Here is a 17,376-nt window from a genome sequence, read left to right on the forward strand (position 1 = left end):
AAGACTGCACATGTGCACCGGCCGCAACGGTGGCGAGGCCGAAGGAGCAATAAAATGATCACAGCGCTCTACAGCGATCAGATCATCGCCGAAAACGCGCCGATGGACCGGCGGCTTGCCGCGCTCATCCTGTCGCGCGGCAACCGCATCGGCTATATCGCCTCGGCTCCGGAGCCGCAGCGGGAGTTTTTCGACGAGAAGCGGCGGTATTATGCCCGATATGGGCTTTCTCTCGATCTCTTCGTCGATCTCGACGCGCTTGCCGGCGACGAGGAGATCGGCCGGCTGTTTGCCTGCAACGCCATCCATCTCACAGGCGGCCACACCGGCGATTTTCTGAGACGGCTGCGCCAAAGCGGCATGCTGGAAAAACTGCGCGCATGGGCGCTTGATGACGGCATTCTCGTCGGCACCAGCGCCGGGGCGATTTTGATGACGCCGACGATCGCCGCCGACGCGCTCTTTGAGGGCGGTTCGCCGGATGCTGTGCGGGATGGCGCGGCTCTCGATCTGGTGCCCTTCGAGTTCTTTCCGCATCTGAACGACGATCCCGGTTATCTCCCTGCGCTGCTGCGCTACAGCGAGACGACGGCAAATCCCATTCTCGGGTGCCGGGATGGTGAGGGTCTCATCCTCGGCAGCGGGCTCGTCGAAATCTTCGGCGCTCCGCTGATGATCTCCGGCGGCTTTGTCGAAGCTGCCGACCGCGGCCGGATCGCCGATCTGCTGTCCTGTGCCTAAAAGCTGCCGAGAATGCTGTGCATTATCTCCGGCTTATGCTCGATCTGCCAATATAGCGGATCTTGAACGATGACGACTCGGTTGCAGTTATGTTTAAGGCCGCCGGAATAAATAAGAAAAGTTAGATCATCGGCGGCGCATTCATCAACGGAGAAGATGCCCATGCGCAGCATTCTGACGTGTGTGATGATTGCCTATGCGTCGCTGGCGACGGCTCACGACGCACCGTCGGGGTGGAGTTATGACCCCTATTGTTGCAATGGCGACAGTCACAATGGCGATTGCCAGATGATCCCTTCGAAGAGCGTGGCGGTGACGCCGGGCGGATATCGTGTCACGCTGCTGCCGGGCGACCACCGGCTGGTCACACATGCCCACGTCTTCCTGCTGCCGATGACGAAGGCGATGCAATCCGGCGACAACGACTATCATCTCTGTCTATTCCCCAACGAGGACACGCCGCGCTGCTTCTATGCGCCGGAGATGGGATACTGAGGCCACGGCGATGCCTGGCTCTAAAGCGCGTCGCAGCACACTTCCGGGCGACATGCATTAATTCCCGGCTGCCTTCATCTCGTCGAGGATCCAGTTGCGGAAGGCTTTGATCTTCGGCACGTTGCGACGATTTTCGGGGTAGGCGAGCCAGTAAGCCTTGCCGTCGCTGCGGGTCAGTTCGAAAGGTTGATACAGCCGGCCGAGGGCGATCTCGGCCACGTAGAAGGCCGGATTGAGGATGGCGACGCCATGGCCGGCGATTGCCGCGTCGGCTTCCACCGCCTGGGAGCCGAGTTGGTTGCGCGGGCGGCGATCGAGATCCGTTTCGGTAACGCCGGCTGCCTCGAACCATTGTTTCCACCAGATGTCGCCGGCGTCGAAGAGATCGAACTTCAGGAGATCGCGCGGCTCCTTGATGCCGCCGGCTGATTCCGCCAGCTTCGGGCTGAGCATCGGCGTGAACTCCAGCCCCATCAGCCGGTGCAGGGTCAGACCCGGCCAGTTGCCGTCGCCCCAACGGATCCCGACATCGATCTGTTCACGGGTAAAATCGATGATGTCGGAACTCGCCTGAAAGCGCACCGCAATCGCCGGATGTTTCAAGTGGAAGGAGCCAAGGCGCGGCGCCAGCCATTTCGAGGCGAACGTATGGGTCGAGCTGATGGCGAGCGTGCCCTCGACGCTGTCACGCGCCGTCGCCATCGCGTCGTGCAGCATGGCGAAGGCTTCGGTCACCTTCGGCGCCAGCCGCTCGCCGGTCTCCGTCAGGGCGATCTGACGGGGACGGCGCAGGAAGAGCGGCTCGCCGACATTCTCCTCCAGCAGCTTGATCTGGTAGCTGACGGCCGTCTGCGTCATGCCGAGTTCGTCGCCCGCCTTGGTGAAACTTCCGAGCCGGGCCGCGGCCTCGAAGACGCGCAGGGCATTCAGCGGAAATTGTTTCGAGAGTTTCATGGATAAGTTCTCTTGATGCAGGCAGACGGTCGTTCGATTGGAATTGCAGCATTTTCGGCGGCAAACTGCAACTCTTACCATCAATCTATCGAGGTGATGTCATGGATTGCTCCACGATCGAAGAGAACCGGCCGCAGCAAAGCATCGGCGCTTTCCGGCGTCTTGCCGGCTGGCTGGCGGGCGGCGCCACCCGTTTCTGCCGTGTGCCTCGGCTCGACTTTTGCGCGATGCCGGACCGCGTCAAGCGCGACCTCGGTTTCCTCGACGGTCGCGACCCTTACTACGAAGACGAGCGCATGCGGTAGGCTGAAAGCGCCGTCAGGATTTCGGCGGCGCTCATGGCCGCGATCACCTCAGGGCGCTTGTCCCTGACCGCCGAGCCGCCGATCGGCAGCGTCAGACGCTCCATCCAGCCGCGCTCTCCGCCGCCTTCGCGGGAAAGCCAGCTTGCGAAAGTGGCGCGCTTGGTCGCCGAGCCGATCATGCCGGTATAGGCAAGGTCGTTCCTTGCCAGCGCCTCGCGGGCGATGAGAAAGTCCAGCGCGTGGTCGTGGGTCAGGATGACAACCGCGCCGCCGGCCGGAATATCCTTCACCAGTGCTTCCGGCATCGGCACGAGGCGGGTCTTCGTCTCCGCCGGCAGATTGGTCAATTCCTCCTGTCTGGTTTCAACGACCGTCACCGACAGCGGCAGCGGCGCCAGCGCCGCCGCCAGTGCCCGCCCGACATGGCCAGCGCCGAAGAGAAGCACTTCGGGCAGGCGCTCGATCTCGCCGGCAAGCCTGGCTTCGAGTTCGTGTTTCACCGCCTCAGTCAGCCGGCGAAACCGCAACTGCGTGCGTCCACCGCAGCACTGGCCGATTTCGGGGCCGAGCGGGATATCCATGGTGGGTGCACCGCCGGTTCCCGTAAGCATCTCCCGGGCATTCCGGATGGCCATGAACTCGAACTGCCCGCCGCCGATCGTGCCCCAGAGCGCGTTTTGCGAGACCAGCATGAAGGCACCGGCTTCGCGCGGGGTGGAGCCCTGGGTGCCGGTGATGTCGATGAGGATGCTGTCGGGATTGGTGGCGAGAAAGGTTGGGAGGTCGGTCATAGGAGCCGGTCCTCGCGGTCGTTGGAGTATGCCGCGAAGACCCCCTCATCCGACCCTTCGTGCCACCTTCTCTCCACTGGGGGGAAGAGGGAGAATGCCGCTCCCTCGTTGATCCCATCTAGGTTTTTACATGCGGTTCCCACAGGTTCAGAGATTTGCTTCAACAATATGCGAAAGTCTTGCTCCCTCTTCTCCCCAGCGGGGAGAAGGTGGCCCGAAGGGTCGGATGAGGGGGCTTGGTTCAAGCGCATTATGTTCTCAAATTCTCCGTATGAACGATCGCAGGATAAAAGCGAAGGATATCATCGCGCTGGAATATTCGCCTTTCAAGTGCGGCAAGGATCGTCTCGAGGACTGCTCTCCGCTCTTGGGTTATCCAGCCTGGTTTAGCCACAAGGTCCGAGCCATGTCAGACATATTGTTTGCGTGTTGAAATCCATCGATTTCGATAATCAGTCGCTCTTCGCGGCATAGAAAGTCGGCGATGTAGGCCCCAAGCGGGACTTGTCGCGTAAACTTATAGCCATTTAGCTGTCTATTTCGCAGATTGCCCCAAAGCCGATATTGCTCTTCAGTTTCGGTTTGGCGTAATTTGCGGGCTTGCAGAGTTTTGCCGGGACGTCTTTTCCTAATGTTTTCGGGATCGGACATTTTCCGCCGCCATCCTACACCCGCTTCATCCGCTCCACCGCCATCAGCACCCGTTCCGGCGTGGCCGGGGCGTCGAGCCTGGGGCAGACCTTGTAATCCGCCACGCTTGCCACCGCCATCGACAGCGCTTCCAGCACCGAGATCGCCAGCATGAAGGGTGGTTCGCCGACGGCCTTGGAGCGGCCGATGGTGGCTTCCGTGTTTTCCGACCATTCGGCCAGGCGCACATTGAAGATCTTCGGGCGGTCGGAGGCGAGCGGGATCTTGTAGGTGGATGGTGCATGGGTGCGCAGGCGCCCCTTGTCATCCCACCAGAGCTCTTCCGTCGTCAGCCAGCCCAGGCCTTGGACAAAAGCGCCCTCGACCTGGCCGAGGTCGATTGCCGGATTCAGCGAGCGGCCGACATCGTGGAGGATGTCGGTGCGGTCGATCAGATATTCGCCGGTCAGCGTATCGATCGAGACCTCGGTGCAGGCGGCGCCATAGGCGAAATAATAGAAGGGCGTGCCGCGGCCGGCCTTGCGGTCCCAGTGGATCTTCGGCGTCTTGTAGAAGCCGGCGGCGGACAGCTGGACGCGGGCGAAATAGGCCTGTTTGATGAAATCGGGGAAGGGGATCTCGATTTCGCCGACGCGCACACGGTTCGGCAGGAAGACGACGTCGCCGGGCGCCACATCCCATTTTTCGGCGGCAAAGGCTACCAGCCGTTCCTTGATCTGGCGGGCGGCGTCATAGGCTGCCATGCCGTTCAGATCCGAGCCGGAGGAGGCGGCGGTGGCCGAGGTGTTCGGCACCTTGGCCGTCGTCGTCGCGGTGATCTTCACCCGATCGATATCGACCTGAAAACTGTCGGCCAGCACCTGCGCCACCTTGGTATAAAGGCCCTGGCCCATTTCGGTGCCGCCGTGGTTCAGATGGATGGAGCCGTCCTGATAGATGTGGACGAGGGCTCCGGCCTGGTTGAAGGCGGTCATCGTAAAGGAGATGCCGAATTTGACCGGGGTCAGCGCGATGCCTTTTCTGATATAGCGGCTGTCGCGGTTGAAGCCGATGATAACATTGCGGCGCGCCCGGTATTCGGCGGTTTCTTCGAGCTCCTCGACGATACGGGCGATGATATTGTCCTCGACCTCCTGATGGTAGGGCGTCAGCGTGCGCCCGGAGCCCGGCTGGCCGTAAAAATTCAGCTTGCGGATATCGAGCGGATCCTTGCCGAGTGTATAGGCGATCTCCTCGATGACACGCTCGGCGCCGAGCATGCCCTGGGGGCCGCCGAAGCCGCGGAAGGCGGTGTTGGAGACGGTGTGCGTCTTCAGCGGTTTCGACTGCAGATGCACATGCGGATAGAAATAGCTGGAATCGGCATGGAAAAGCGCACGGTCGGTCACCGGTCCGGAGAGATCCGAGGAGAAGCCGCAACGCGCGGCGTAAGTCGCATCGAGCGCGTGGATGCGGCCTTCGGCATCGAAGCCCACCTCGTAGTCGACCAGGAAATCATGGCGCTTGCCGGTGGTGCTCATATCCTCGTCGCGGTCCGGGCGGAATTTGATCGCACGGCCGAGCTTCTTGGCGGCGATTGCCGCAAGGGCTGCGAACTGGTTGCCTTGCGTTTCCTTGCCGCCGAAGCCGCCGCCCATGCGGCGCACGTTGACGGTGACCGCGTTGGAGGGGATATCGAGCACGTGGCCGACGATGTGCTGGATCTCGCTCGGATGCTGCGTCGAAGACCAGACGGTAACCTCGTCGTCCTCGCCGGGGATCGCCATGGCGATATGGCCTTCGAGATAGAAATGCTCCTGTCCGCCGATGCGCATCTGCCCCTTCAGACGCATGGCGGCATTCGGCATTTCCGTTTCCGGCTCGCCGCGTTGCAGCGTCATCGGGGTGATGACCAGCGGGCCTCCATTGGCGAGCGCGCCGTCGATATCGTGCCAGTGCGGCAAGTCGCGATAGTCGATCTTCGCCAGCCGCGCCGCGCGGCGCGCCGCGTCGCGCGTTTCGGCGATGACGGCAAAGATCGGTTGACCGTGGAACTGAACCAAAGTTTCGGCGAGCAGCGGCTCGTCATGGCTGCCGTTGGAACTGGTGTCGTTGACGCCGGGCACATCCTTGCCGGTGAACACCCAGACGACGCCGGGATAAGCGGCGACCCCGGAAAGATCGATGCTTATGATCTCGGCATGCGCCCGATCGGAGAGGCCGAGCGCGCCGTGCAGCAGGCCGGCGGGTTCGGGAATATCATCGATATAATCGGCGCCGCCGGTGACATGTTTATGCGCTGAGTCATGACGGAGCGAACCGTGCATCGGGCCGGAGATGACGACCTTGGGGTTTTCGAAGGTGGATTTGTCCATTAGCGCCTCCCTGCCGAAAGATTGCCTGTCGCAGATGCTCCAGGCGCTCGCGGCTTAGCGCCGCTCGCCCCTCTCATCCGCCCTATCGGGCACCTTCTCCCCAGCGGGGAGAAGGTGCCGGCAGGCGGATGAGGAGGGCGGGTGGCGCCGCGGGTTGATTTCTTCATCACGCCACCTCCTCAAACCGCTTCAGCTCCGCCGGCGCACCGACCGTTTCCAGGTAGAACCGCGTCAGCAGGTTCTTCGCCGTCAGCTGCCGGTATTCCGCCGTGGCGCGCCAGTCGGTGAGCGGCTGGTAGTCGGCGTCGAAGGCGGGGCGGGCGGCTTCGATCGTCGCTTCGGTCCAGGCTTTGCCAATCAGTTCGGCCTCGACCGTGCGGGCGCGTTTCGGCGTCGCGGCCATGCCGCCGAAGGCGATGCGGATGTCGGTGACCACTTCGGCTTCATCGAGCGTCAGCAGGAAGGCGCCGAGCACGGCGGTGATGTCCTCGTCGCGGCGCTTAGTGATCTTGTAGGCGGCAAAGCGGTTGGTTGGCTTGGGATAGGGGACGAAGACACTTTCGACGAATTCACCGGGCCTGCGATCCTGTTTTCCATAGGCGATGAAGAAATCTTCGAGCGGCATTTTGCGCTGACCCTCCAGGGAGCGCAACGTCAGCGTCGCGCCCAGCGCGATCAATGGCGGGGGGCTGTCGCCGATCGGCGAGCCGTTGGCGATATTGCCGCCGATCGTGCCCATATTGCGCACCTGCTCGCCGCCGATGCGGTCGATCAGCCGTCCAAGCGCCGGGATTTTTCTGGCGATCGCTTCGAAGGCCCTGCTGTAGCTGACACCGGCGCCGATGGTCACGCCGTCCCCGCTTTCCCCAACCGACTGCAGTTCGCTCAAATGATTGATGAAGACGACCGGGCTCAGTCGGCGCATCTGCTTCGTCACCCAGAGACCGACATCGGTGGAGCCGGCGATGACGGTCGCGTCGGGCTCCTCAGAGAGGACTTCCGCCAGTGCCTGTGGCGAAGCCGGCACGATCAGCCGGTCTTCACCGTTGGCAATCCGGATGGTGCCGCTCGCCTGCATGGCCCAGAGCCGCGCGATGATTTCGGAGCGCGTCCGCTCCAGCGGGTCGAAGAGCGCGCTCGGCCGCGTCAGGCTCACCTGCTCGGCGGCCTTGACGATCGGCTCGTAGCCCGTGCAGCGACAGAGATTGCCTTGCAGCGCTTTTTCGATCTCGCGGCGGCCGGGTTTTTCCTTCGTCAGCCACAGGCCGTAGAGCGACATGACGAAGCCCGGGGTGCAGAAGCCGCATTGCGACCCATGGCAATCGACCAGCGCCTGCTGCACCGGATGCAGCGCGCCGTCCCGGCCGGCAAGATGTTCGACCGTCACCACATGGGTGGCATGCAGCGAGCCGATGAAACGAATGCAGGCATTGACCGATTCATAGGCGAGTTTGCCGTCGGCGAGCCGCCCGACGAGCACGGTGCAGGCGCCGCAATCGCCTTCCGCGCATCCCTCCTTGGTGCCTGTCAGCCGCCGCCTCAGCCGCAGAAAATCGAGAAGGGTCTCGGTCGGCCCAACATCGGTGAGCGCGATATTCTCGCCGTTCAGGATGAAGCGGATGCTGTCGTTCATGATATTCCCGGTTGTTTTTTCCAAATGGTTAAGCCGCCGTCCAGCCACCGTCAATCGAGATGTGCGATCCGGTCACCTGCCGGGCGGCGTCGCTGGCGAGGTAAAGCGACAGTGCGCCGATCTCTTCGGCCTTGACGAATTCACGGGTCGGCTGCGCCTTGAGGATGACCTCGCTCTTTACCTGTTCCTCGGTCATGCCGCGGGCCCTGGCGGTATCGGGGATCTGCTTCTCGACGAGCGGCGTCAGCACATAGCCAGGGCAGATGGCGTTCACCGTCACGCCAAATTCGGCAAGCTCCAGCGCCGCCGTCTTCGTGAGGCCTAATATACCATGCTTTGCCGCGACATAGGCGGATTTGAAGGGGGAGGCGACGAGCCCATGCGCCGAGGCGATGTTGATGATGCGGCCATGCTTCTTCGCTTTCATCAGCGGGATGGCGGCGCGCATGGTGTGAAAGGAACTCGACAGATTGATGGCGATGATCTGGTCCCATTTTTCGATCGGGAAGTCCTCGATCTTTTCGACATGCTGGATGCCGGCATTGTTGACCAGGACATCGACGGTGCCGAAGCGCTCTGCGGCCGTTTCGATCAGATCGGCGATCTCGGCGGGCTTCGTCATGTCGGCCGGATGATAGATCGCCCGGCCTTTCGACACTGATTCAAGCCGCTCGACGATTGCCTTGATTTCATCGGCATTTCCGAAGCCGTTGATGACGACGTTGTCGCCGGTTTCGGCAAAGGCGGTGGCGATCGCAAGGCCGATGCCGCTGGTGGAACCGGTGACGACGACTGATCTGCTCATGCTGTTTTCTCCTGACATCGCGATGCTGTCTTGCAACGTTATGGCGAGGTTATGCCCAAAGCCGGCAGGCTGGCAATTCCGCTTTATTCGCTTTTCTCGCCCGCATCCGTGTCCTATTGATTTGCCTCGACAATCGACATGCCGAGCATTTCCGTTTTTCTTCGAATCACGGAAATGTTCTATCTCTTTTTCCACGCAATTCCGGACGCAAAACCGCTTCGCACTTTTGCTGGAATTGCTTTAGCGGGAGGATTTCATGGGTGGATATGTTCTGGCGATCGATCAGGGAACGACGTCGACGCGGGCGATCGTCTTCGATGGCGACATGCATGTCGCCGGCAAGGGCCAGAAGGAATTCACCCAGATCTATCCGCGCTCCGGCTGGGTCGAGCACGATCCCGAGGAGATCTGGGACTCGGTCGTCTCCACCGTCCAGATGGCGCTTCGCGATGCCGGCGTTACGGCCAAGGATATCGCAGCACTCGGCATCACCAACCAGCGCGAGACGGTCGTCGTCTGGGAGCGCGAGACGGGCCGGCCGATCCAGAATGCCATCGTCTGGCAGGACCGGCGCACCGCAAGCTATTGCGACAATCTGAAACGGCAGGATCTCGAGCGGCTGTTCACCAAGAAGACCGGCCTGCTCCTCGATCCCTATTTCTCCGGAACGAAGCTTTCCTGGATGCTCGCCAACGTGAAGGGCGCGCGGGCGCGCGCCGCGAGGGGCGATCTCTGCTTCGGCACGATCGACACTTTCCTGATCTGGCGGCTGACGGGTGGCAAGGGCTTCGTCACCGACGCCACCAATGCCTCGCGCACGCTGATGTACAATATTGCCGAAAACGTCTGGGACGAGGATCTGCTCGATATTCTGAGAGTGCCCGCCGCCATGCTGCCTGAAGTGAAGGACTGCGCCGCGGAATTCGGCACGGTCGATCCTGAGATCTTCGGTGCTGCGATCCCGATCCTCGGCGTCGCCGGCGACCAGCAGGCGGCGACCATCGGCCAGGCATGTTTCCAGCCGGGCATGCTGAAATCGACCTACGGCACCGGCTGTTTCGCGCTGCTCAATACCGGCGCCGACATGGTGCGGTCGAAAAACCGGCTGCTGACCACCATCGCCTATCGCCTGAACGGCACGACGACCTATGCGCTCGAGGGGTCGATCTTCATCGCCGGTGCCGCCGTGCAATGGCTGCGGGACGGGCTCGGCATCATTGGCAGCGCCGCCGAGACCAATGCGCTGGCCGAAAAGGCCGATCCGACGCAGGAGGTGTATCTCGTGCCCGCCTTCACCGGCCTCGGCGCGCCGCATTGGGATGCCAAGGCGCGCGGCGCTATCTTCGGGCTGACACGTAATAGCGGCCCGGCGGAACTGTCCAGGGCGGCCCTCGAAGCCGTCTGTTACCAGACCCGCGATTTGCTCGACGCCATGCAGAAGGACTGGAAGAACGGCGGCGACGACACCGTGCTACGCGTCGACGGCGGCATGGTCGCCTCCGACTGGACGATGCAGCGTCTTGCCGACTTGCTCGATGCCCCGGTCGACCGCCCGGTGATCCTGGAGACAACGGCGCTGGGTGCGGCCTGGCTCGCCGGCAGCCGGGCAGGGGTGTGGCCGGACAGGGACGGTTTTTCCGCGACGTGGAAGCGGGACCGGCGGTTCGAGCCCGACATGGACGAGAAGGTGCGGGCGGCCAAGCTCAAGGGCTGGAGAAACGCGGTCAAGCGGACGCTGAGCGAGGGGTGAGGAACGCGCTATAGGCCCTGCGCGTCTCCCCGCGCGGTGCCGCCTGTTTCTTCCGCCGGGGCGTTGCCGTGCTCCGGAAGATCACGAATCCCATCCAGAATTTTTTGATGCGGCCTGTCGGCTAAGCGGCTACTCCTTCGTCATTCGGAAAGAGGAGTGAACAATGCTTTATGCAATCCTTTGTTACGCCCATGAGGAAACCGTCTTCGCCTGGACGAAGGAGGAAGAGGCTGCCGTCATGGAGAAGCTTTACGCCGTGCAGGAGCCGCTTGCCGCATCCGGCAAGCTCGGCCCCGTCGGCCGGTTGATGCCGACGACGGCTGCGACCACCGTGCGCAAGGGCAAGGACGAGCCTTTGGTCATCGATGGGCCCTTTGCGGAGACGAAAGAGGCACTTCTCGGCTTCTACGTGGTCGACTTCGAAACGCTCGACGAGGCGGTCGCCTTTTCGAAACAGCTTTCATCCGTCAATCCGGGTTCCACCTCTTACGAGATTCGGCCGTTCTACGTGTTCAGGCCGGGAGATGCTTCATCATGACAGACATTGCCTGGATCGACCTTGCACTTGCCTCGGCCCGCCCGAAGGCGCTTGGTGCGCTGCTGCGCTATTTCCGCAATCTCGATACCGCGGAAGAGGCGTTTCAGGAGGCATGCCTGAGGGCGATCCGCACATGGCCGGAGAAAGGACCGCCACGCGATCCCACCGCCTGGCTCATCTTCGTCGGCCGAAACAGCGGGATCGACGCGGTGCGCAAGCGGGCGAAGCTCCAGGCCCTGCCGGACGAGGATACGATCTCCGATACCGAGGATGCCGAAAGTGATATTGCCGAGCGGCTGGACGATTCCCACTATCGCGACGATATCCTGCGGCTTCTCTTCATCTGCTGTCATCCCGATCTGCCGGCGACCCAGCAGATCGCGCTGGCGCTGCGCATCGTTTCCGGCCTTTCGGTGACGCAGATCGCCCGTGCCTTCCTGGTGTCGGAAAGCGCCATGGAGCAACGCATCACCCGTGCCAAGGCGCGCGTAGCCAAGGCCGGCGTGCCTTTCGAGACGCCGAGCTCTGAGGAAAGGGCGGAACGTCTGTCGATCGTCAGCACGATGATCTATCTCGTCTTCAACGAGGGCTACAGCCAGGCCGATCCCAGGCATGAGGCAGCCGCCTTCAGCGACGAGGCGATCCGGCTGGCGCGGCTGATGCTGCACCTCTTTGCGTCCGAACCGGAGTTGATGGGGCTGCTTGCACTGATGCTTCTGCAGATCTCGCGCCGGCCGGCGCGCTTCAGCGCTGAAGATGAAATCGTGCTGCTCGAAGATCAGGACCGCTCGCTCTGGAACCAGCCTTTCATCAACGAGGCCCTGGCGCTGCTCGACAAGGCGCTGCGACACCGCCGGCCCGGCCCGTATCAGCTTCAGGCGGCCATTGCCGCCATCCATTCCCGGGCGAAGCGCGCCGAAGACACCGATTGGGTGGAAATCGATCTGCTTTATCGTGCGCTCGAGCGGGTTCAGCCTTCGCCCGTCGTGACGCTTAATCGCGCGGTCGTGGTTTCCAAGCTGCACGGGCCGCAGGAGGCGCTCGATCTGATCGATCCGCTCGGCGAGAAGCTCGGCGGCTATTTCTACTATCACGGGCTGCGGGGCGGGCTGCTGAAGCAGCTTGGCTTGACCCGCCAGGCGCGCGAAGCCTTCGACCGTGCCATCGCGCTTGCCCATTCGGCGGCGGAAGCTGCCCATATCCGCCGGCAGATCGACAAGATGCAGGCAGAGGCGGCCCAACCGGTCGCAAAATAATCAAGAAAGAATCGTCGCTTTGTCGGAACGGGGAACTTCGGCACGTCCTTGTAACAACCTGACAGAACCAGGTTTATTCAAATGGAGAGATGTTGAAATGACCGCCAGCACACAACATGAACTCACCCTCGTTCGCGAATTCGACGGGCCGCGCGAGAGGATTTACAAGGCATGGACCGATGCTGATCTATTGAAGCAATGGTTCGTGCCGCGTCCCTGGAGTGTGGCGGAAGCAACGCTCGATGTCCGTCCCGGCGGGGCCAGCGTCATCGTCATGCAGGATCCCGAGGGCACTCAGTATCCGAACCGCGGCGTGTACCTGGAGATCGTCGAGAACGAGAAGATCGTCTTCACCGATGCCTATACCAGCGCCTGGGTGCCTGCCGAAAAACCTTTCTTTACCGGCGTCATCCTGCTCGAAGACCTCGGCAACGGCCGCACGAAATATACCGCCAAGGCGCTGCACTGGCGCGCCGAGGACAAGGAAGCGCACGAAAAGATGGGCTTCCACGAGGGATGGGGCAAGGCGGCGGACCAGCTGGCGGAGCTGCTGGCGATGGAGCCATCCTGACGCTTCAAGTGCGAGTTGAGGCAGCTTGGAAAATGATTCCGCCGGTGCTTCGAAGTCGTTGAATTCAGATTCGAATTGGTAATTCGGTCGGCGCCTATAGACGGAGGACCAAAAACATCCCGTTGTTATCGAAATTCTCGAACATTCCGTTCCAGAGTTTGTATTTGCGCTCGGTCTCGGCGATCCTTATCTCCGGGCGGAATTCAACAGGATGCCGACGATGGAACTGGGTCTTTATACGTTTGCGGATGTCAATCCCAATCCCTCCCGCAGCAAGGGTGCGGAAGAGGCTGAACGGCTGAAGCATCTGATCGAGGAGATCGAGCTTGCCGATCAGGTGGGGCTCGATGTCTTTGGGCTCGGCGAACATCATCGGCCGGATTATGCGGCGTCTGCGCCTGCCGTCGCGCTGGCGGCGGCGGCGGTCAAGACGAAAAACATCCGGCTGACCAGTGCGGTCACCGTGCTTTCCTCCGATGATCCGGTGCGCGTCTTCCAGCAGTTTTCGACGCTCGATCTGATTTCGAACGGCCGGGCTGAGATCATGGCAGGGCGCGGCTCCTTCATCGAGTCCTTCCCGCTGTTCGGCTACAATCTCGAGGATTACGACCAGCTTTTCGAGGAAAAACTCGATCTGCTTTTGGCGCTGCGTGACGGTGAGACGGTCGACTGGAGCGGCGAGCTTCGCGCGCCAATCCGCGGGCGCGGCGTCTATCCCAGACCGTTGCAGGATCCGTTGCCGCTGTGGATCGCCGTCGGCGGCACGCCGCAGTCGGTGGCGCGCGCCGGCGCGCTCGGCCTGCCGGTGGCTCTGGCGATCATCGGCGGCGAGCCGCATCGTTTTGCGCCGCTCTTCGACCTCTACCGCGAGGCCGCGCGCCGAGCAGGGCAGGATCAGGCGAAGCTGAAGACCAGCATCAATGTTCACGGCTTCATCGCCGATACGACGCAGGCGGCCGCCGAACAGTTTTACGGGCCGCAGGCCGAAGTGATGAATCGCATTGGCCGCGAGCGCGGCTGGGGGCCGACGAGCCGTGCGCAGTTCGACATGTCGCGCGGACCGAACGGTGCGCTCTTTGTTGGGGATCCCGAGGTGGTGGCCGAAAAGATCATCGCCCATCACGCACTCTTCAAGAACGACCGCTTCCTGCTGCAGATGGCCATCGGCCTGATGCCGCATGCCGAGATCATGCGCGGCATCGAGCTCTACGGGACGAAAGTCGCGCCGATCGTCAGAAAGGCATTGACTGAAAGCGGCGAAGGGGCGAAAGCCACGGCCTAACCAAGGCGGCTGCGGTCGCCCCTGCGCAAAGCCGGAACAGACGAATGGTTATCGCAAACGACGACGAACTGACAAAGCTCAAGGAGATCGGCCGGATCTGCGCCAACGCCATCCAGGTGATGGCGGCGGCAATGGAGCCCGGCATGACGACGCTGGAGCTCGACCAGATCGGCCGTAAGGTGCTCGAGGATTCGGGCGCGCGCTCGGCGCCGGAGTTTTGCTACCAGTTTCCGGGGGCGACCTGCATCAGCGTCAATGAGGAAATCGCTCACGGTATTCCCGGGCCGCGCGTTATCCGCGCAGGCGACCTGGTCAACATCGACGTCTCCGCGGAGAAGGACGGCTTCTTTGCCGATACCGGCGCTTCCTTCGCGATGCCGCCGGTCAAGCCGAAGATCGACAAGCTCTGCCGTGACGGCAAGCGTGCGCTCTGGGTCGGGCTCAATCAGGTGAAATCGGGCGAGCCGTTGGCAAAGATCGGCACCGCTGTCGGCGCTTTCGCGCAGAAGAACCGCTATACGCTGGTCGCCAATCTGGCGAGCCACGGTGTCGGCCGCTCGCTGCACGAAGAGCCGGCCGAACTCTCGACCTGGCCGGACCCTTCGGAAAAACGCGTCATGACGGATGGGCTCGTCTTTACCGTCGAGCCTTTCCTGTCGCTCGGCGCGACCTGGGCGGAAGGCGGCGACGATGCATGGACGCTCTATGCCGATCCGATGGCGCCGACCGTGCAGTATGAGCATACGGTTGTGGCAACGCGCAACGGGCCGGTGATTCTGACTTTGCCGGACGGGCGGGCGTAGGGCAGCGGGTAGAGCGTTCTTCCTTCGTGCGGCATTCTCCAGGGGCTTATCCTAAGGCGCAAAGCTCGTAGGATCATACTGCAATCTCGCTTCTTGCCTTCATCCGGCATCAGTGCACCCGCCCCTTCCTTCGAGGCCCCTGCGGGGCACCTCAGGATGAGACTCCCTTGGAGGCTGTGCGCATCCTTTTGAGCCCGCTACTACAAGCGCGGCATCCACCAACGCTCCTCATGCTGAGGTGCGCAGCCCAAAGGGCGGAACCTCGAAGCACGGCACAACACTGCTTCTTGCATTCACCCAGCATCGGCGACCTGCCTCGCCCCTGAGGCTCCTAACAGGGCGCGCCTTAGGACGAGGCTCTCTTTGGGTGTAGATGGGGGCGCGCCTCATCCTTGTAGCTTGGCATCACTCTGTCTTCAGCCGCGCGTTTCCGGTCTGCCGCCCTGCAGGATTTCCGTCGCCGCACGTTCCAATATGCCGGCTATGCGGGCGGCCTCGGGCTTTGACCAGGGATAACGCATGCGCAACGCCGAGCGCAGCAGCATGCGAGCGGCGCGGATATCGCCGCCGTCCTGCATGAAATCGCCGTCATCACCCTCGTCGGCGCCGTGGCGGTCGGTTTCGAAGACGCGCCTCACATAGGCCATCTTCTCGCCGATGCGTTCCAGCTTGGCGAGCGTGTGCAGGATCATGTCGCGATTTTCCTCGACGCGGCGGCGGCCGGCCTCGGTGATGCTGTAGAGTTTCTTGGTGCCCTCGTTCTCCACCTCGGCAAGACCGGTTTCTTCGAGATAGGTGAGCGCCGGGTAGATAACGCCGGGGCTCGGCACGTAGAAGCCGCCGGAGCGTTCCTCCAGCAATTTTATCAATTCATAGCCGTGGCGGGGTTGCTCAGCGAGCAGCGCCAGAATGACGAGCTGCAGATCGCCGGCCGCAAATTTGCGGCCCATGCGGAAAGCGTCGCCGAACATGCCGCCTTTAAAACCTCTCATAACTCTTCCTTTCATCGTTGGATGTATCGTTGGCTATGTCTTAAAACATATATCGTAAGATAATTTCGTTCAAGGGAGAGGCGGAAATTTTCAAGTTTCCGGAAATTGATCGACCGATCAGAATTACTTGATTGTCGTGCAGGTGCTGCGGCGCGATAAGCGCTGCATGCTTGAGCGCATTCGTCATTCCTCGCCCAACCTTGCTTCCACCGCCGCCGCTGGCGCCGTTGCAATGGCAGCGGCCATGGGCTTCGGGCGTTTCTCCTACACGCCGATCCTGCCCGGCATGATGAGTGGCGTGCCGCTTTCGGCGGCGGATGCAGGTTTTATCGCTTCAGCCAATTTCGTCGGTTATCTCGTCGGCGCCGTGCTAGCCGCCTATGGCTGGGCGGCGGGGCGCGAACGGCTGGTGGCGCTGCTGGCACTGCTGGCCACCGCAATCCTGCTCGCCGCCATGGCCGCCACAAATTCCGTCGCGGTCTTTGCCGTCATCCGCTTCCTGGCCGGCCTCGCCAGCGCCTTTGCGATGGTTTTCACCTCATCGATCGTGCTCAGCCACGGGGCTGCCGCCGGCAACGACCATGTGCAGGCGGCGCATTTCGGCGGTCCGGGGGCGGGGATCGCGCTGTCCTCGATCATGGTGTTTTTCATCAGCCTCGGCTTTCACGACGGGCCGGGCGGCTGGCGGGCCGACTGGATCGGCGGCGCGCTCTACTGCGCGGCAAGCCTTGTCGTCGTCTTCCTGCTCTTGCCGTCGGCGCCGGCGCAATCGGCGCGCACGGGCAAAGAGCCGGCTCTCGTCTGGAGCCGGCCGATGGTGCTGATCACGCTGTCCTACGGCCTGTTCGGCTTCGGCTACGTCATCACCGCGACCTTCCTCGTCACCATCGCCCGCCTGTCCGCCACAGGTGCCTTCGTCGAATTTCTCTGCTGGTTCATCGCCGGCCTGACGTCGGCGGTGGCGCTGTTTGCCTGGAAGCCGTTGGTCAGGCCGCTCGGGCTCGGCGGCGTCTATGTCGCAGCACTTCTGGTCGAAGCCGCCGGAGTGCTCGCAACGGTGATGCTGCCGCACTCTGCGGCACCGCTGATCGGCGGGGCGCTGTTCGGCGCGACCTTCCTGGCGATCACCGCTTACGGCCTGCAGATCGGCCGAAAGCTTTCGCCGGAGAGCCCGCGGCGGATCCTGGCGATGATGACCGCAGCCTTCGGTGTCGGCCAGATCGTCGGGCCTGTCGTTGCCGGCTGGATCGCCGAACGCAGCGGCAATTTCACCGCCCCAACGGTGATCGCGGCCGCGGCTCTTCTTGTTTGCGCGGGGCTGGTGATGCCGGTGATCAAGAAAATCGCTTAACCCGTTACATCTGCGTAACAATCGGCTGAACCCATTGCTGCTTCCTTCGAACTGCCTTAGTTTCCGGCAAAATCAGTGTTCCACGACACTCCCGAGACTCACAG

18 protein-coding genes are annotated in these 17,376 nt (G+C 62.3%); 10 read left to right on the forward strand and 8 right to left on the reverse strand.

Annotation, left to right across the window (positions count from 1 at the left end):
* The first annotated feature begins 54 nt into the window (after positions 1–54).
* The gene (locus tag ACS4RS_RS13265; RefSeq protein WP_439010611.1) at positions 55–741 is read left to right on the forward strand and encodes a Type 1 glutamine amidotransferase-like domain-containing protein; all 687 of its coding nucleotides are present in this window, start codon (positions 55–57) and stop codon (positions 739–741) included.
* Here ACS4RS_RS13265 and ACS4RS_RS13270 read toward each other — a convergent pair.
* Positions 738–905 (reverse strand): hypothetical protein, encoded by a 168-nt coding sequence (locus tag ACS4RS_RS13270; RefSeq protein WP_449313683.1) that lies wholly within the window; start codon positions 903–905, stop codon positions 738–740. The two genes, ACS4RS_RS13265 and ACS4RS_RS13270, sit on opposite strands and share 4 nt — an antisense overlap.
* Here ACS4RS_RS13270 and ACS4RS_RS13275 point away from each other — a divergent pair.
* Positions 904–1,236, forward strand: a complete 333-nt coding sequence (locus ACS4RS_RS13275; protein ID WP_003565666.1) for a hypothetical protein — start codon at positions 904–906, stop codon at positions 1,234–1,236. The genes ACS4RS_RS13270 and ACS4RS_RS13275 overlap by 2 nt on opposite strands.
* 57 nt (positions 1,237–1,293) lie before the next feature.
* On the opposite strand, the gene ACS4RS_RS13280 is transcribed toward ACS4RS_RS13275, so the two are convergent.
* On the reverse strand, positions 1,294–2,190 hold the full coding sequence (locus ACS4RS_RS13280; RefSeq protein ID WP_439010610.1) for a LysR substrate-binding domain-containing protein: 897 nt from the start codon (positions 2,188–2,190) through the stop codon (positions 1,294–1,296).
* A gap of 101 nt (positions 2,191–2,291) precedes the next feature.
* On the opposite strand from ACS4RS_RS13280, the gene ACS4RS_RS13285 reads away from it, so the two are divergent.
* A complete protein-coding gene (locus ACS4RS_RS13285; protein WP_439010609.1) occupies positions 2,292–2,495 on the forward strand; it encodes a hypothetical protein in 204 nt (67 codons plus the stop codon).
* Here ACS4RS_RS13285 and xdhC read toward each other — a convergent pair.
* The 5 genes from xdhC to ACS4RS_RS13310 form a co-directional block, all read right to left on the reverse strand.
* Positions 2,471–3,286 carry a xanthine dehydrogenase accessory protein XdhC gene (xdhC, locus tag ACS4RS_RS13290; RefSeq protein ID WP_439010608.1) on the reverse strand — a complete coding sequence of 272 codons (816 nt, stop codon included), beginning with the start codon at positions 3,284–3,286 and terminating at the stop codon, positions 2,471–2,473. The two genes, ACS4RS_RS13285 and xdhC, sit on opposite strands and share 25 nt — an antisense overlap.
* 372 nt (positions 3,287–3,658) lie before the next feature.
* Positions 3,659–3,937, reverse strand: coding sequence for a DUF559 domain-containing protein (locus tag ACS4RS_RS13295; RefSeq protein ID WP_439010607.1), 279 nt, complete (start codon positions 3,935–3,937; stop codon positions 3,659–3,661).
* Positions 3,938–3,951: 14 nt separating this feature from the next.
* Positions 3,952–6,291 carry a xanthine dehydrogenase molybdopterin binding subunit gene (gene xdhB, locus ACS4RS_RS13300; RefSeq protein ID WP_439010606.1) on the reverse strand — a complete coding sequence of 780 codons (2,340 nt, stop codon included), beginning with the start codon at positions 6,289–6,291 and terminating at the stop codon, positions 3,952–3,954.
* Between the two features lie 166 nt (positions 6,292–6,457).
* On the reverse strand, positions 6,458–7,924 hold the full coding sequence (xdhA, locus tag ACS4RS_RS13305; RefSeq protein WP_439010605.1) for a xanthine dehydrogenase small subunit: 1,467 nt from the start codon (positions 7,922–7,924) through the stop codon (positions 6,458–6,460).
* A gap of 28 nt (positions 7,925–7,952) precedes the next feature.
* Positions 7,953–8,729, reverse strand: coding sequence for a 3-hydroxybutyrate dehydrogenase (locus ACS4RS_RS13310; protein WP_449313684.1), 777 nt, complete (start codon positions 8,727–8,729; stop codon positions 7,953–7,955).
* A gap of 256 nt (positions 8,730–8,985) precedes the next feature.
* On the opposite strand from ACS4RS_RS13310, the gene glpK reads away from it, so the two are divergent.
* From glpK to map, 6 genes are all read left to right on the forward strand, one after another.
* Positions 8,986–10,479: a glycerol kinase GlpK gene (gene glpK / locus ACS4RS_RS13315; protein WP_439010604.1), complete on the forward strand. Its 1,494-nt coding sequence runs from the start codon at positions 8,986–8,988 to the stop codon at positions 10,477–10,479.
* 163 nt (positions 10,480–10,642) lie between these two features.
* Complete coding sequence (locus ACS4RS_RS13320; protein ID WP_064840153.1) at positions 10,643–11,017, forward strand: YciI family protein; 375 nt, start codon at positions 10,643–10,645, stop codon at positions 11,015–11,017.
* Entirely contained in the window at positions 11,014–12,273 is a 1,260-nt protein-coding gene (locus ACS4RS_RS13325) for a sigma-70 family RNA polymerase sigma factor (protein WP_439010603.1), read from the forward strand. Before ACS4RS_RS13320 ends, ACS4RS_RS13325 begins: the two co-directional genes overlap by 4 nt.
* A gap of 97 nt (positions 12,274–12,370) precedes the next feature.
* A complete protein-coding gene (locus ACS4RS_RS13330) occupies positions 12,371–12,844 on the forward strand; it encodes an SRPBCC family protein (protein WP_439010602.1) in 474 nt (157 codons plus the stop codon).
* Positions 12,845–13,064: 220 nt separating this feature from the next.
* A complete protein-coding gene (locus ACS4RS_RS13335) occupies positions 13,065–14,126 on the forward strand; it encodes an Atu2307/SP_0267 family LLM class monooxygenase (RefSeq protein WP_439010601.1) in 1,062 nt (353 codons plus the stop codon).
* Between the two features lie 44 nt (positions 14,127–14,170).
* Positions 14,171–14,929 carry a type I methionyl aminopeptidase gene (gene map / locus ACS4RS_RS13340; RefSeq protein ID WP_439010600.1) on the forward strand — a complete coding sequence of 253 codons (759 nt, stop codon included), beginning with the start codon at positions 14,171–14,173 and terminating at the stop codon, positions 14,927–14,929.
* 416 nt (positions 14,930–15,345) lie between these two features.
* Here the strand turns inward: map and ACS4RS_RS13345 are convergent, their stop codons facing one another.
* Entirely contained in the window at positions 15,346–15,921 is a 576-nt protein-coding gene (locus tag ACS4RS_RS13345; RefSeq protein ID WP_439010599.1) for a helix-turn-helix transcriptional regulator, read from the reverse strand.
* 166 nt (positions 15,922–16,087) lie between these two features.
* Here ACS4RS_RS13345 and ACS4RS_RS13350 point away from each other — a divergent pair, with 166 nt between their 5' ends.
* Positions 16,088–17,272 (forward strand): YbfB/YjiJ family MFS transporter, encoded by a 1,185-nt coding sequence (locus ACS4RS_RS13350; protein WP_439010598.1) that lies wholly within the window; start codon positions 16,088–16,090, stop codon positions 17,270–17,272.
* The last annotated feature ends 104 nt before the right edge of the window (positions 17,273–17,376 follow it).

This window comes from Rhizobium sp. F40D2, assembly GCF_051810745.2.
Classification (GTDB): Bacteria; Pseudomonadota; Alphaproteobacteria; order Rhizobiales; family Rhizobiaceae; genus Rhizobium.